Genomic DNA, 13,430 nt, shown 5'->3' with positions numbered 1-13,430 from the left:
TTGCTTTCTATTATGCCATCAACTTAGCCAGACAATTGTCTGAGTATTTATACTGATTGCAAAAGTGGGATGCTCCCTCGCACTGCCCGTTTCTGATGTTGATCGCACTATCGAATTCTACTCTAAGTATGCTGGAATGCAGGTCGTTCACCGCCGCATTGATGCAGAAGCTGGAGTTGCTGTGGTCTGGCTCTCCGATCGCACTCGCCCTTTTGTAATTGTGCTAATTCAAACAGACTCAGTACATCCCGTTTTATCTCCCTTTGCACACCTCGGAGTAGGTTGCAAAAGTCGCGAATATATGGACGAACTCTGCGACCAAGCACGTCAAGAAGGCGTATTGCTTGAAGAACCAAAAGATTCTGGATATCCGATCGGCTACTGGGCTTTTTTGCGAGATCCGGACGGTCACACGCTGGAACTATCCTACGGGCAAGAAATCGGATTTACAGTGGAGGCTGCTACTTAAAGTTATAATAAGCAAATTGCCCTCCAAACCCGATCGTTTCTCATCTGGAAATAGACTGGAGAATCAAATGACTGCAGCAATCATCGCACCACCCAGAAAAGAATCACCTCTTCTGTTCGAGGAACTCACTTGGAGAGAGTTCAAAGCAGTTGAGCAATTGTTAGACCGTCCAGGATATCGACTTTCTTTCCTGGATGGAGTTTTGGAGATTAAACTAATGCCTGGAGAACCCCACGAAACCGTTAAAGAAAGAATTGGTGCATTGTTGGAACTGTACCTGCTGATGGCGGGGTTTGACTTTACTCCAACTGGCTCAATGACTCTGGAAAGTGAAACGGGAAAAGTCAAGCGAGAGGCCGATAAATCTTATAAACTTGCTCCTGGTCGCAGGCTACCCGATTTGGCGATCGAGATCGTGTTTTCCAGTGGTGGCATTAACCAACTGGAGGCATACAAGCGGCTGAAGATAAAGGAAGTGTGGTTCTGGGAAGATGGATTGTTAGAGGTTTATCACCTGCGGGGAGAGGGCAATACACTTGATTATGAAAAGGTTTCTAGTAGTGAGGAGGTGAAAGGGATCGATTTGGATTTGTTGTTGCGCTGCATCAATATGGTGAATCATGTTGATGCAGTTAAGACTTTTCAACAGGCACTCCAGAAATAGCTGGGAATAGGGGATTGCGCCTCCTTTTACCCGCTTTGTTGACATCTCAATATCCGCAAAAAGCAATGGGGAATGGCAATGACGCAAGTTGTAATTGTGGGAGCGGGGCCAACTGGTGCAGCACTTGCCTTGCTGCTGGTGAAACGAGGTATTGCCACAACGTTGGTTGAGGCGGCAAAAGATGCCTACCGAGTGTTTCGCGGTGAAGGGTTAATGCCCAGCGGATTGGATGCGATCGCCCAAATGGGCTTATCCACAATGCTAGAAGGTGTTCCACACCGACAAATTGATGCCTGGGAGTTCGTTGTGGGCGATCGGCAACTATTTCGAGTTGATGAGCCAATGGGGTCAAATCGACCTTGTACGCTGGTATCGCAACCGCCTTTGCTAGAAACACTAATTTCAGAAGCTCAGTTGCATCCAGAGTTTGAATTTATCTCAGGTGTTCCGGTAAAAGATTTACTGTACAGCAACAATCGCATTGCGGGTGTAAAGCTAGGAGATGGGCGAGAGATTCCTGCTGCACTTGTGATTGGTACAGATGGTAGAAACTCGGTTGTACGACAGCGTGCAGAATTAGACTTACTAAAACAGCAGAATAGTATAGATGTTCTGTGGTTTAAACTTGCTGCTCATCCTCGGTTTGTGGCGGATAATGTATTTTATTCCATCCTGAATGGCGGTAGCGGATTTAGTGTCTTTCATGGGGCAGAATCAGGAAAACTTCATCTGGCTTGGGTGCTATCGGCAGATGACAAAACCGATTGGAAACACACAGACTGGGCAGAAACTTTCGCATCGCGATCGCCTGCGTGGATGGCAGAACATTTCCGCAACTGTGCGGATACGATCGAATCTCCGATGCGATTATCTGTTGTGGTTGGTCGCTGTCCGCGCTGGCATCGACCAGGAATCATACTTTTGGGGGATGCTGCACATCCCATGTCTCCGGTGCGCGCTCAAGGAATTAACATGGCGTTCCGCGATGTAATTGTTGCCGCCAATCACCTTGTACCTTTATTGAAAGCAGGGGCTAATTCCGAGGATATTGACTTAGCATTATCGCGGATTCAGGCAGAACGCGAACCCGAAATTATACGCGCCCAACAACTTCAAGCACAAGAAGCGTGGAAAGGTGAACAACTGCGAAAAAATGGATTGTTGCGTTTATTGATGATGCAAGCTGCTCCGTTTTTGGGTGAAAAAATTAAACAATTTTGGGTAAAAGGACAGTATGAATTGCGCCAAGGAGTAACAGAGGTAAAATTGGTTGTGTGAAAAGAGGAAATTAAAAATTAGGAGAAAATTGTATGCGATCGACAAATATCAAAGGGCCGATCGGCACTATTCACATCATCGAAGCCAGCCCCCCTGTAACCGCTGCGGAGTCGGAACCGCTGCCGGTGGTGTTCGTCCACGGTATGGCGGTTTCCGCGAGCATTTGGGAGGCGCAGCTTGCCCATGTCGCCCGTACCCGACGCGCGATCGCCCTTGACGTGCGGGGACACGGTGATTCTGCACCGCCGGAGGACGGCAACTATGCGCCCGCCTCCTGTGTAGCGGATGTTTTGGCGGTACTGGATGGGCTGGGACTCGATCGAGTGGCGATCGTTGGCCACAGTTTCGGTGCTTTTATTGCCCTCGCCACAGCAGCCACCGCACCGCACCGCATCGCGCAGTTGATGCTGGCAGACCCACCGGGAGATTTTACCAAGGTGCCTGCAGATGTGTACGAACTGATCGTCTCCTTTCAGAGGGCGCTGGAGATGGAGGATTGGCGGGCTGCTGTGGAAACCAGCTTCAATGAGGCGCTGACAGGAAGCACGGCCCAGACGCGCGATCGGATACTCGCTTGCTTGGCGGCGACTCCACGGGATTGTCTGCGTGGAATGTATCGCGGGATGTTTGCCTTTGAAGCTGTTGATGCTCTCGATCGCTACCTAGCAGCCCCTGGAACACGGGCCCACGCCATTATTGCTCCCTCAAACACTTTTCCCTTCAGCCTCCACATCCTCCGTCCCACGCTGACGACAACTACGATCCCCGATACTGGACACTGGCTGATGCTGGATGCGCCGGAGGCCTTTGCTAGGGAACTGGATATTTGTTTGGAAGGTGTTTAATATAGATCGACAAAATCTGTTAGTTTTACCACAATTCATCGAGAGTTAAGTTGTGGGGGTTTGTGAGGATGAAGGCGTTGTTGTCTTTGATTAAGTCACCGCTACAGAGAATCGGTAAGCGTTCTTGATAAGCTTTAATCGCCAGGATATAATCTTTGTCTGCGAGTGAAGTTTGAATTTTCTGCAATTTGGCAACTACAAGGCCGAGGAGAGTAATTTCGCCACTTAATTTTTTGGTATTTGGGGTGTGAATTTGCATAACAATTCCCTGAATAGTCGTGTTGGAAATGCGGGTAAGTAGTTCGCTTAAAATTTCAAGTTGAGGGCGATTTTCTGCGTTTTCTAGGGTTTGAATTGCTTGGCTGATACGCGCTCCATAATCTCGGAGATTTTGCCGATTAGGTAGCAATATTTCTAATTCTTCTCCGTCGGTTGTTGGTTTGTGCCAAAGTGTGGCATTATCTAAAAAAGGTTGGTCTTGATGCCAGCCGTGAGTTTGTAAGTAATTTCTCAGTTGATTTAGCTCGATGGTTTCGAGAGTTTGGCGATCTTTTACGGTGAATTTCATGGTTGGACTCCTTGGCTAATTCTCTCCATAATTGACTGAAGGGCGGCGACTGTAAATTGGTGGGTTCTGGGGATGGGGACGGTGACAGTGCTTGTGTTTTGTGTTTTTCGCTTTCCCCGCAGCGATATCCAATATCCGCAGCCTCTGATGCAGAGTTCTGTTTCGGGCTGGGTTAACCAGCCTTCGGGTGTTTCGGGGATTAAAACGACAACTAAAATTCGGGGAATGGCGAAGTTATCCATTCTTAAGTCGTCGTAGTTTTTGAGCTTGAGGGGGTAGCGGATGGAGTTATCGTCTTGGATATTTCTTTTTGATGTACATTTTAACTGCAATGCTAAGTGAGGTGCTCTAATGGCGCCTGTCCCGCCTTTCGCAGCTACTCCCCAGTCTACGCTGTCATCGTCTACCAAAGGTTTGTAGAGGGAATAGCCGGCAACGGTGGTGACAGCTTGCAGGTAGATGTTGCTGAACTGTTCTTTTTGTTGGTTGATGTCCACTTTTTAGGTAGCGATTATTCTTGTTAAGCTGGTTGGTTTTAAGTCGTAGATAAAACTACATCATGTTGGTTATGGTTTCCTTGATTTGTATCGGTTGGTTGGTGACAATGGAGTAGAGAACATCGGGATCTAAATCTGCTCCATTTTCCCAGTAAATTGTCCCCCATTCTGGATTTAGTTTGACTTTGTTAAAGTAAGCCAAGTCTTGCAGTGGGGCGAAGATTCCGGTAAATTCGATTAATTGGCTAATGTCAACTACTCCCTCTTGGTTATCTTCAAATTTGAGGTGAAGTTGATAGTTTTCTAGTGGTTGAACTGAGCTAATATCTTTGAGCATTGTTTATTCCAAAGGGGCAATAGGTTCTAATGGTGTTTGAAGTCTGGCAAGTTGCCAGTTTTGCATGAGCTCTGTTTGATGAAGGGCAGCCCACTCTACAACTAATCCTAAGATGCGAGGGGAAAGTTTGCCTTCTAGAATTGAGAGGGTTTCGATGTCAAGGATGGCTTTTTGTTGATTGTAGCGGACATGAAAGTGCGGGGGCGGGTGGTCGTTATAGTACATCGTGATGATGATGCCTAAAAATCGGCTGAGTTCTGGCATTAGATTGTACCCTCTACAATTATTTCGGCGTTTTTTACCGTGATTTCGTAAGACTAAATCCGCTCAATACATTCTTTAATATTGCTTAAAACGTGCGTTTTGGTTCCAATTATACTAAAAAATCCACCTCGCTATCTGCTGTTGCTTCACCCCTGGCAACCGAACCAAAAACGCGCACATTTAACGCGCCTAAGTGAGTAGCAATTCTCAGGATATCGCAGCGCGTGGACTTCAGCAATTCCTCAATTCCCATAACTCCCCCCTCTGCCGATTTTCCCGAATCATCGCCTCTAACTTGGCACTCTCGGCAAATTGCCTCTCCAACTTCGCCGTCAAATGCAGCATCTTCTCGTCCAAACCCTCCTCATCCTCCCAGGCCTCCGCCTCCGCGCCCACATACCTCTCAGGAGTTAAAACCTAACACTTACCGTTTTGCTTTTTTGTTGCCTTTTGACTCCGCACAAGTGTTACAACTCTTCTGGAAAGTACATTTGCAGCAAATCTGCCCCGCCCTAAGCCAACCGGCCTAACTTCTCTAGGACTTAGGTAAAAAGCACCTAAAGTATGATGCGAAACTCGGGCAATACTCTTATTCTATAAATCGATCGGGCATTAAACCGATATCCACAACCGCCAAGATTTATCGCCAAATTTTAAATTTTTCCGGCGAAAACTTGCTATTTAATGAATAAGACTTTAAGATCCAGCAATGTAAATCAAAATCTCAATGAGCAGCCCTGCAAGCACGAACCCGAAATGGGTCGCAAGTGCCAAAAAGCAGCAAAAGCTACCTTTTTTAAGTCTTTCAACAGCAAAGCATTGGCAAAAAACCCAGGGATCGACGGTTGGCATCTTGGAACGAATGCTTTGCTCGCAATACTACAAATGTATCAAAACTTGTCAGCCAAATTTAGTCCTAACAGATGCCTAGCTGTAACTCTTGCTGCGTAAGGTTTCAGTTTCTAATTAGGCTCGTTTTATTGTCTTTAACTACTTGAGTGAGGATTTGCTCGCATGATTTCGATTTCTACAACTCAATCCGATCGACTACCTTTGTCTTCGCCAACCGTAACGGCTGCAACCCAAACCAGCGTGGCTGCTGCAACAGGGGTCTGCGTGACGGTTCACGGTCACTTTTACCAGCCACCCAGGGAAAACCCTTATCTGGATGCGATCGAACGCCAAGCCAGCGCCGAGCCCGCCCACGACTGGAACGAACGCATTGACATCGAGTGCTACCGCCCGAACGCCTTTGCCCGCATACTCAACGATCGCGGCGAAGTCACGGGGATCGTCAACAACTACGAGTATATGAGCTTCAACATCGGGCCGACCCTGATGAGCTGGCTCGAACGCTACGACGCCGAAGTCTACCAGCGGATTCTGGAAGCCGATCGCAAAAGCTGTCAGCGGCTCGGTCACGGCAACGCGATCGCCCAAGTCTACAATCACATCATCATGCCGCTGGCTAATGAGCGAGACAAATACACCCAAATTCGCTGGGGGATCGCTGATTTTCGCTCCCGTTTCGATCGCGATCCCGAAGGAATGTGGCTCGCCGAAACCGCCGTAGACTACGCCACCCTCGAAGTTTTAGTCGCTGAAGGCATCCGCTTCATTGTCTTAGCCCCCTCCCAAGCCGAACGCTGCCGCCCGCTAATCGGGCAAAACCACGAAGGGGAACCAGGGCATAATTCCGAATGGCACGAAGTCGGAGGCGGTCAAATCGATCCGACTCGCCCGTACCGCTGCTATTTGAAACCAGAAATGCGGTTGATGGCTAACCACCAACTCTCGCCGCTGAGCACTCACCATTTTGGTGGCAGGCACTTCCAAAATTCCGAAGCCCCCCCTGCCAACACTCCTTACATTGATATCTTTTTCTACGATGGCCCGATATCGCGAGATATGGGCTTCAATGACGTTCTCAGCAGCAGCCACCACTTGGCCGGGCGCTTGGGTCAAGCAGTGCGGGGAGACCACCGACCGGCTCAATTAATCTGCGTGGCGACGGACGGCGAAACTTTCGGCCACCACAAACACAGTACCGAAAAATGCCTCGCCTACGCCTTCACAGAAGAGTTTCCCCGCCGAGGCTGGACGGTGACGAATTTTGCTCATTATTTAAGTCAAAATCCGAGCGCTTGGGAAGTGGAACTCAAACCCGTGACGGCGTGGAGTTGTTCTCACGGGGTCGATCGCTGGCAAGATGATTGCGGCTGCGGTGGTGGCGGCGGATGGCACCTCAAATGGCGCCGCCCTCTGCGGGATACTCTGAATTGGCTGCGCGATCAACTGATTCCGATTTATGAAGAAGCGGGGCGCAAGCTGTTGTGCGATCCCTGGAAAGCCAGAGATGAATATATTGAGGTTATCCGGGATCGATCACCCAGTAATGTTGACAGTTTCCTTCAACGCCATCAAGTGCGCCCCCTCGATGCCGGAGAACAGGTGGACGCCCTGCGACTGCTGGAAATGCAGCGCCACGCCCTGTTAATGTTCACTAGCTGCGGCTGGTTTTTTGAAGAAATCTCGCGGCCAGAAGGCGTGCAAATTCTCCGCTACGCGGCCCGGGCGCTGGAATTGGCGGGTGAAGTTACCGGCATCCAGCTAGAAAAGGATTTTGTCGCTCAACTAGCCCTCGTACCCAGCAACGTTGAGTATTTCCAAACAGGGGCCGAAGTTTACCGCAAACTCGTGGTTACAGCCCAAATTAGTCTCAAACAAGTGGCCGCCCACTACGCAATCAGTTCTCTGTTTGCCAAATTTTCCCGCGAAGAGCGACTTTACTGCTACCAGGCCGAGCAGCAAGATTTCCAAATTCAGCGCATGGGCTCGATGACTCTGGCTGTGGGTCAATTGCAGTTAACCTCGGAAATTACGCGGGAAACAGAGATTTTTGTGTTTGCTGCGTTGCACCTCGGCGGCTGGGACTTCCACTGCTGCATTCAGCCTTTTGGCAGCCGCCGGTCTTACACTATGCTCAAAGAGCGGTTGTTTGGAGTTATGCAAGAAGCTTCGGCGGCCCACGCGATTCTGGAAATGGTGCGGCTGTTTGGGGATCAGTCCTTTAGCTTACGGGATTTATTCGCTGAGGAACGCCACCGGATCGTGCAGTTGCTGAGTCAGGAAAATTTGACTCGGTTGGATCAGCTTTACACTCAGGTTTACCGCGAAAATTACGGGGTGATGATGGCGTTCCACCGTGATGAGTTGCAGGTGCCGGTAGAGTTGCAGGTGGCTGCTGAGGTGGCTTTGGGACACCGTTGTTTGACGGCGGCCAAGGCCCTAGAAGTGGAAACCGAGGATGTCGAACCGCTGCTGGCGGAAATTGAGGCGATCGCCACTGAAAGCGGCCATCTCCGCTGTCGGTTGAACGTTCCCGAAGTCAAGGAAATTTTGGAAAAGATGGTTTGGCGATCGCTAGACGCGCTGCTGCAAGCAGGATCGGGCGCGGAGGATCGCTCGCCTGTCAAGTTAGAAGCTGATATCCGCACGATCAAGCGTTTGATTTCGGTGGGCGCTCGGCTGAGTTTGGGTTTGTGTCTGGATCGATCGCAGGAACTGTATTTCGATTCTCTGTACAGTCAAATTGTGCCTCTTTGTTTGGGCTGGCTGCAACTGCAAGATGCCTCGGAGGGCGAGAGTGTGGTCGCTGCTGTTGCCTTGGGGATTGCAGGTTCCGGCGCAGGCTGGGACTTGTCTTCGATCCGGCAGTTGCTGGAGTTGGGTCAAACCTTGGCTGTTTATGTTGAGTGTTGGTTAAATCAGTTAAGTAAATAGTTTCCTGATTAGCCTGCATCTATTCCCGCCCTTGAGAATCCGCCCGATCGAGATTTAAATCTCGATCGGGCCTACGGGTTCAACCCAGAATCATCAACATTTCGGCTTGCGTGGATCGGGGCTGGGGATCGAAGCACCGACAGGGAACCGTCAACTTTGTTTAAGTTTTCGCTCTACTTGTGGGAAGATAAGAAGACTGTCGGCAAAGCGTACAAGTGTTAAGCACCCGTAGGCTTTGCAGAGTTTTGAAGAAAGAACACTAAATATAAGTCTGTCAGTAACTCAGGGCTAAAGCCACTGAGCTTGCAAGAGAAATCGAGCAAGCTGTACTGACCCGCCTAAGTCTTAACTGACTACGTTATTGGGGTCATAACACCGGAGAATGCGACGCTAGTTTCCCGCTCTGTTGTTTACAGTTAAACAGTTTTAAAGTCCCTGAAACAGTGCTGTAAGCGTGACAAGCCTTTATAACATTGGCAAAGCGAACATTACCCCGAAAGGGAGATTGAGGCAACCATACCTCACCGGAGAGGCAACCCGACCTCTCCAGCCCCGCAAGGGGGTTCAAGGCGATTGAAATCGCCGGGTCGTTTTTCTCTCAGGACTAAAGTCTCTGAGTTTCCCACTTACCGAACTTTTTTATGAAAGTTGGCGATCGCGTTTGCATTAAAAACTCTGTTGTTGTCTACCACCACCCTCAAAATCGCAGTCAACCATTTGATATTAAGGGTATGGAGGGAGAAGTCGTGGCGATCGTTCACGAATGGCACGGCCGACCTGTCAGTGCTAATTGGCCGGTTCTAGTACAATTTGACAAAAAATTTCGAGCTCACCTGAAAGAGGATGAGGTCGAATTGATATCTTCGGAAGTCTAGCTGTCTCCCAAGTAGAAGCCGGAGCCCAAAGACAATATCCAATCCGGGCAGTCAATTTTAGATTTTAGATTTTAGATTTTAGATTTACTCCAAAGATGAATCTGGAAGCTTGAACTCTGGTCTAAAATTTTGGGCTGATCAGTGATCCTGTCGGAAAAGAATTATTTGTTTTCGGGCGGGTCATATAACTGTTTTAGAGTTTGTAGTGAGGAGTTCAGTTTTTTCTGTGGCTTTTAGTCGATCGACGGGACTAAAGTCCTTACTACAAACCATTTTTTGTGTTCACTCCTTAATTTTTCGACCGTCTGCGGCTGAACCAACCTAAAATATTCCAATCTCCCTGCATTTTCTGCAATTCCTGCTGATGCTGCTTGGCTGTAGCGTAATACCACTGGCAGTGAAGTTCTAGTTCTTGACGGTACTTAATTTCGTCGTAAAACTCGCGGACAATTTGGTGTCTCTGAAAAATTTCGGCCGCGGGAGTCGGTTCTGGGGCAATGTTTTGCAACTCGTGGGGCAGCATGATTGTTTGGGGGCGACTGTGGCTAATATTGGCTCTAATGACTTTAAGCTAGCACACTCAATCTATTTTGGATTTTAGATTTTGGATTTTAGATTTTAGATCGTATCCGTTTGATTTGGAATTTTATCTGATGAAGTTTTGTAGGGACGAGTTCGCCCAGATATTTGATAAGTATAGACAAATTATATAAACCCGCCCCGTCCCTATAATTAGGATGCAACCGGATTTGATATTAGTTTAAATTCTTCAATCTAAAATCCAAAATTTAAAATCTAAAATTCTGTTAAAGCCATCCCCGCAGACGATAAACGATTAAGCCGATGTATTCTTTCAAAGCTTTAGTTGACTGGTTTAAATGATAGGTATCCGGCAATAAATCCAAGGCGACTGCTTGCCAATTGTTTTGGGATGCTGCGATATCCTGCTGTGTGATCTGAAAGTCTGTTGGTGCCGGAATTGCTTTTATTCCCTGACGCTGGAAAATTAAGAGCGATCGAGTCATGTGCATCGCCGATGTCACTAGCAAAACCGGCCCTTTTATGTCTTTAGCATCTAAAATTTTCCGCACGTTGACCGCATTTTGATAAGTGTTGTGTGAATCGGGGTCTTGCAGAATTGCTGATGTCGGGACACCCATTGTTTGGGCAATTTCTGCCATGTCTGCCGATTCGGGAGGCCCGCCGCCTTTCCAATCTACTCTACCGCCGCTGAGAATTAAGAGGGAAGCTTTGCCTTGCCGGTAAAGTCGAGAACCGTAGATTATTCGATCGCCCGCTTCCGCTAATTCTACCCAAGGACGGGGAGGTAAAGCTGCTTTGACACCGCCGCCCAAGACGATAATCGCTTCAGCTTGGGGGAGTTCGGCGGTTGGTAAGTTTTGCCATTCGAGCGATCGAACTAACGATTTTGAAACCCAACCGCTACTTCCGAGGAGTAAAATAATTAAAGCCGCAGCAATTGGCGCCGCCGCCCATTTGGGACGCTTCCAAAGTGTTATTAAAGCCGCCATCATTAACAGGCAACTCAACCCCAAAGGATAAATAAACAGCGGCAGGAGTTTCGATAGAAATACAAACATTCAGCAAGTAATTAAAATTTCTCGTTAGCGGTAGGTAATTGGAAATCTACCCTCGTTACTGGCTAATCTGTAATTAGTAATTTAGGGGGCGGGAGTGGTAAATTTTTAGTATTGAGTTGTGAATTATGAACTCTTTAACTTAAAACTTAAAACTTAAAACTCAATACTCAAAACTCTTTTCGGTGCTACCGACGATCCTCTGGCCCAGATAACCAGCCAAACAATGTAGAAGCATCACCCCTAGAGGTTTTGCTATATTTATGGCCGTCCCTTTGCACTACTTCTTTATTGAGGATAGCATCCGAGGTTTTGTCCTGGGAATTCATATTCGGGTTGAGTAGTAATTCGTTGTGCCACCAAGCGACAATTAAACCTGCTGCCACGCCACCGATGACACCCAGACCAAGACTCAGGGGCAGCGTAGATCCTACTAAGCGAAACCCAACGGTAAACAACACAAACCATATCAGCGCGGGGCTAAACCCCTTGGAGTCTCCGGTAAATTTTGGCATGAGCTGCAACTTTTTTTTGTAATAACACAGTAAGATATTTACAATATTAGCAGACAATCAAATTGCCAAGGGCGATCGAACTGCAACTACTCTCCACCAATCAAGTTTAATTGTACCTCTAAGTCTTGCAGAGTATCTACAATGTTTACAGAAATTTTCTCTAATTCTGTAAAAGATTCAAAAGCTGCTTGCTGCGAACTCAATAGTTCGGCTTTCGCGTCGGCAATATCGCCCCGGCGCTGTTGCAGTCGTTCTCGCAATACTTCAATGGGTGCGGTGCAGTAAATGATTTGCAGGGGCAAGCCGTGGGATTGAGCCTGATTCATCGCATCGGTTCTCCAGTTTTGGCGATCGAACTTGGCATCTAAAATCACATTCCAACCTCGGTCAGCTAGCATTATCCCCAACTCTAACAATCTACCATAAGTTTGTGCCGTCATTTCATCCGAGTACAAATCTTGCCCCCCGCGTTCATTTAAAGGAATTCCGCCTAAATGTTTGCGAATCGCATCGGATCGAATGTGAATTGCCCCAGTGCTGCGAGCCAAATATCGAGCTGCTGTACTCTTGCCAGAGCCCGATAAACCGGACATCAAAGTTAACTTTCCCCGGCGCGGTTTTGTGTATTGCCAAGCCAGTTTATAGTAATGAGCTGCCGTCTGTGAAATCTCTGCTTTTTGGGTAGTTGAAATAGCGGCATCGTCCAACATTAAGGAAGTTACTTTTGCTCTAACATAAGCTTGACGGCTCAAATACAGAGGTAACAGTTGCAGTCCTTCCCAATCCCCTGTTTGTTCGATGTAAGTATTGAGAAAAGCATTGCCTAAGTCTCTGCGCCCCCGCGATTCCAAATCCATTACTGTAAAAGCGACATCGTACATGACATCAACAAAGCGAAAAGGCTCGTTAAATTCAATGCAGTCGAACAGTAATATTTTATCTTGCCAGAATGCTATATTCCGCAAGTGCAAATCTCCGTGGCACTCGCGAATTTTATTATTGGCAACCCGCAAGTTAAATAAGTCTTTATTTCTCGCAAAAAACGTATCCGTATAATCTTTAGTTTCCTGAAATTGCACCTGAGTCTGCGGCCCGCCGATATATTTTTGCGAAATCAGGTAATTGTTGTTTATTGCTGTGCGAATCTGACTGACTTCGCCAAATGTGCGAATGTAGCTATTACTAATTGCCCTGCTGTGAAAGTTGGCAACTTCCCGCCCTAAGTCTGCCATAAGTTGCTGGGTCAACAGTCCGCGTTCCAACAAACTAAGCAACAGCGAATCTTGAGGAAACTCCCGCATTTTCAGAACATATTCTACAGCAAATTCAGCCGGAGTTATAGCAGGTAAGTTGCTGCCAAATTGAAACGAACCCCCAATTTTAACAATTGGCAAAACTTCTAGATAAATTTCCGGTGCAGTGCGTCGGTTCAGCAGCAATTCTTCGTTGCAGAAATGCTGCCGTTTCTCCAAATTTGAATAGTCCAAAAAGCCAAAATTGACTGGTTTCTTGATTTTGTAAGTATAATCTCCTGTCAGCAAAACAAAGGAAGCATGAGTCTGAAGTAGCTGCACTGGTTCTGTCACCCCGTGCGGGTAAAACCCGGGTTGCAACATTTGCTGAATCAGAGGTGGGAGAGAAGTCATAGCGATTTTAGATTTTGGATTTTAGTTAGATTTTAGATTGGGGATTTTGGATTGTGAATTTTAGATTTTAAGTTGGGGACTTTAGATTGGG

At 47.5% G+C, this 13,430-nt stretch carries 16 protein-coding genes; 7 read left to right on the top strand and 9 right to left on the bottom strand.

Annotated features, from left to right (window positions below):
* Positions 1-64: 64 nt before the first annotated feature.
* The 4 genes from QUA36_RS26260 to QUA36_RS26245 all read left to right on the top strand — a co-directional run bounded on the left by QUA36_RS26260 (position 65) and on the right by QUA36_RS26245 (position 3,256).
* A complete protein-coding gene (locus tag QUA36_RS26260; protein ID WP_333459608.1) occupies positions 65-469 on the top strand; it encodes a VOC family protein in 405 nt (134 codons plus the stop codon).
* A 67-nt stretch (positions 470-536) separates the two neighbouring features.
* Complete coding sequence (locus tag QUA36_RS26255) at positions 537-1,133, top strand: Uma2 family endonuclease (protein WP_333368911.1); 597 nt, start codon at positions 537-539, stop codon at positions 1,131-1,133.
* 78 nt (positions 1,134-1,211) lie between these two features.
* Entirely contained in the window at positions 1,212-2,411 is a 1,200-nt protein-coding gene (locus tag QUA36_RS26250; RefSeq protein WP_333459607.1) for an FAD-dependent monooxygenase, read from the top strand.
* A gap of 32 nt (positions 2,412-2,443) precedes the next feature.
* Entirely contained in the window at positions 2,444-3,256 is an 813-nt protein-coding gene (locus QUA36_RS26245; RefSeq protein ID WP_333459606.1) for an alpha/beta fold hydrolase, read from the top strand.
* 25 nt (positions 3,257-3,281) lie between these two features.
* Here QUA36_RS26245 and QUA36_RS26240 read toward each other — a convergent pair whose 3' ends face one another.
* From QUA36_RS26240 to QUA36_RS26220, 5 genes are all read right to left on the bottom strand, one after another.
* A complete protein-coding gene (locus QUA36_RS26240) occupies positions 3,282-3,824 on the bottom strand; it encodes a hypothetical protein (protein ID WP_333459605.1) in 543 nt (180 codons plus the stop codon).
* Positions 3,821-4,321, bottom strand: a complete 501-nt coding sequence (locus QUA36_RS26235; protein WP_333459604.1) for a DUF4365 domain-containing protein — start codon at positions 4,319-4,321, stop codon at positions 3,821-3,823. Before QUA36_RS26235 ends, QUA36_RS26240 begins: the two co-directional genes overlap by 4 nt.
* A 55-nt stretch (positions 4,322-4,376) precedes the next feature.
* Entirely contained in the window at positions 4,377-4,658 is a 282-nt protein-coding gene (locus tag QUA36_RS26230) for a DUF2442 domain-containing protein (RefSeq protein ID WP_333459603.1), read from the bottom strand.
* A 3-nt stretch (positions 4,659-4,661) separates the two neighbouring features.
* On the bottom strand, positions 4,662-4,922 hold the full coding sequence (locus tag QUA36_RS26225) for a DUF4160 domain-containing protein (protein ID WP_333459602.1): 261 nt from the start codon (positions 4,920-4,922) through the stop codon (positions 4,662-4,664).
* Between the two features lie 109 nt (positions 4,923-5,031).
* Positions 5,032-5,175 (bottom strand): nucleotidyltransferase domain-containing protein, encoded by a 144-nt coding sequence (locus QUA36_RS26220; protein WP_333459601.1) that lies wholly within the window; start codon positions 5,173-5,175, stop codon positions 5,032-5,034.
* A gap of 431 nt (positions 5,176-5,606) precedes the next feature.
* Here QUA36_RS26220 and QUA36_RS26215 point away from each other — a divergent pair, with 431 nt between their 5' ends.
* The 3 genes from QUA36_RS26215 (at position 5,607) to QUA36_RS26205 (ending at position 9,580) form a co-directional block, all read left to right on the top strand.
* Positions 5,607-5,873, top strand: coding sequence for a hypothetical protein (locus QUA36_RS26215; RefSeq protein WP_333311554.1), 267 nt, complete (start codon positions 5,607-5,609; stop codon positions 5,871-5,873).
* Between the two features lie 63 nt (positions 5,874-5,936).
* Entirely contained in the window at positions 5,937-8,705 is a 2,769-nt protein-coding gene (locus tag QUA36_RS26210) for a DUF3536 domain-containing protein (RefSeq protein WP_333459600.1), read from the top strand.
* A gap of 641 nt (positions 8,706-9,346) precedes the next feature.
* The gene (locus QUA36_RS26205) at positions 9,347-9,580 is read left to right on the top strand and encodes a ferredoxin-thioredoxin reductase variable chain (protein WP_333047607.1); all 234 of its coding nucleotides are present in this window, start codon (positions 9,347-9,349) and stop codon (positions 9,578-9,580) included.
* 289 nt (positions 9,581-9,869) lie between these two features.
* On the opposite strand, the gene QUA36_RS26200 is transcribed toward QUA36_RS26205, so the two are convergent.
* From QUA36_RS26200 to QUA36_RS26185, 4 genes are all read right to left on the bottom strand, one after another.
* Entirely contained in the window at positions 9,870-10,103 is a 234-nt protein-coding gene (locus tag QUA36_RS26200) for a hypothetical protein (RefSeq protein ID WP_333035767.1), read from the bottom strand.
* Between the two features lie 283 nt (positions 10,104-10,386).
* Entirely contained in the window at positions 10,387-11,181 is a 795-nt protein-coding gene (locus QUA36_RS26195; protein WP_333459599.1) for a YdcF family protein, read from the bottom strand.
* Positions 11,182-11,366: 185 nt separating this feature from the next.
* Positions 11,367-11,693, bottom strand: coding sequence for a hypothetical protein (locus QUA36_RS26190; RefSeq protein WP_333159972.1), 327 nt, complete (start codon positions 11,691-11,693; stop codon positions 11,367-11,369).
* A gap of 86 nt (positions 11,694-11,779) precedes the next feature.
* Complete coding sequence (locus QUA36_RS26185) at positions 11,780-13,339, bottom strand: AAA family ATPase (protein ID WP_333459598.1); 1,560 nt, start codon at positions 13,337-13,339, stop codon at positions 11,780-11,782.
* Positions 13,340-13,430 lie beyond the last annotated feature (91 nt).

Origin of the sequence: Microcoleus sp. Pol10D4 (assembly GCF_036701555.1) — a bacterium.
Lineage (GTDB): Bacteria > Cyanobacteriota > Cyanobacteriia > Cyanobacteriales > Microcoleaceae > Microcoleus.
This window is presented reverse-complemented; position numbering and strand designations above follow the sequence as displayed.

What these genes read in the sequence shown, in the direction of transcription:
- QUA36_RS26200 (WP_333035767.1), bottom strand. Translation starts at nt 10,103, where the DNA reads ATGCTGCCCCACGAGTTGCAAAACATTGCCCCAGAACCGACTCCCGCG.
- QUA36_RS26255 (WP_333368911.1), top strand. Translation starts at nt 537, where the DNA reads ATGACTGCAGCAATCATCGCACCACCCAGAAAAGAATCACCTCTTCTG.
- QUA36_RS26250 (WP_333459607.1), top strand. Translation starts at nt 1,212, where the DNA reads ATGACGCAAGTTGTAATTGTGGGAGCGGGGCCAACTGGTGCAGCACTT.
- QUA36_RS26230 (WP_333459603.1), bottom strand. Translation starts at nt 4,658, where the DNA reads ATGCTCAAAGATATTAGCTCAGTTCAACCACTAGAAAACTATCAACTT.
- QUA36_RS26240 (WP_333459605.1), bottom strand. Translation starts at nt 3,824, where the DNA reads ATGAAATTCACCGTAAAAGATCGCCAAACTCTCGAAACCATCGAGCTA.
- QUA36_RS26195 (WP_333459599.1), bottom strand. Translation starts at nt 11,181, where the DNA reads ATGTTTGTATTTCTATCGAAACTCCTGCCGCTGTTTATTTATCCTTTG.
- QUA36_RS26185 (WP_333459598.1), bottom strand. Translation starts at nt 13,339, where the DNA reads ATGACTTCTCTCCCACCTCTGATTCAGCAAATGTTGCAACCCGGGTTT.
- QUA36_RS26215 (WP_333311554.1), top strand. Translation starts at nt 5,607, where the DNA reads ATGAATAAGACTTTAAGATCCAGCAATGTAAATCAAAATCTCAATGAG.
- QUA36_RS26220 (WP_333459601.1), bottom strand. Translation starts at nt 5,175, where the DNA reads ATGGGAATTGAGGAATTGCTGAAGTCCACGCGCTGCGATATCCTGAGA.
- QUA36_RS26190 (WP_333159972.1), bottom strand. Translation starts at nt 11,693, where the DNA reads ATGCCAAAATTTACCGGAGACTCCAAGGGGTTTAGCCCCGCGCTGATA.
- QUA36_RS26225 (WP_333459602.1), bottom strand. Translation starts at nt 4,922, where the DNA reads ATGCCAGAACTCAGCCGATTTTTAGGCATCATCATCACGATGTACTAT.
- QUA36_RS26210 (WP_333459600.1), top strand. Translation starts at nt 5,937, where the DNA reads ATGATTTCGATTTCTACAACTCAATCCGATCGACTACCTTTGTCTTCG.
- QUA36_RS26245 (WP_333459606.1), top strand. Translation starts at nt 2,444, where the DNA reads ATGCGATCGACAAATATCAAAGGGCCGATCGGCACTATTCACATCATC.
- QUA36_RS26205 (WP_333047607.1), top strand. Translation starts at nt 9,347, where the DNA reads ATGAAAGTTGGCGATCGCGTTTGCATTAAAAACTCTGTTGTTGTCTAC.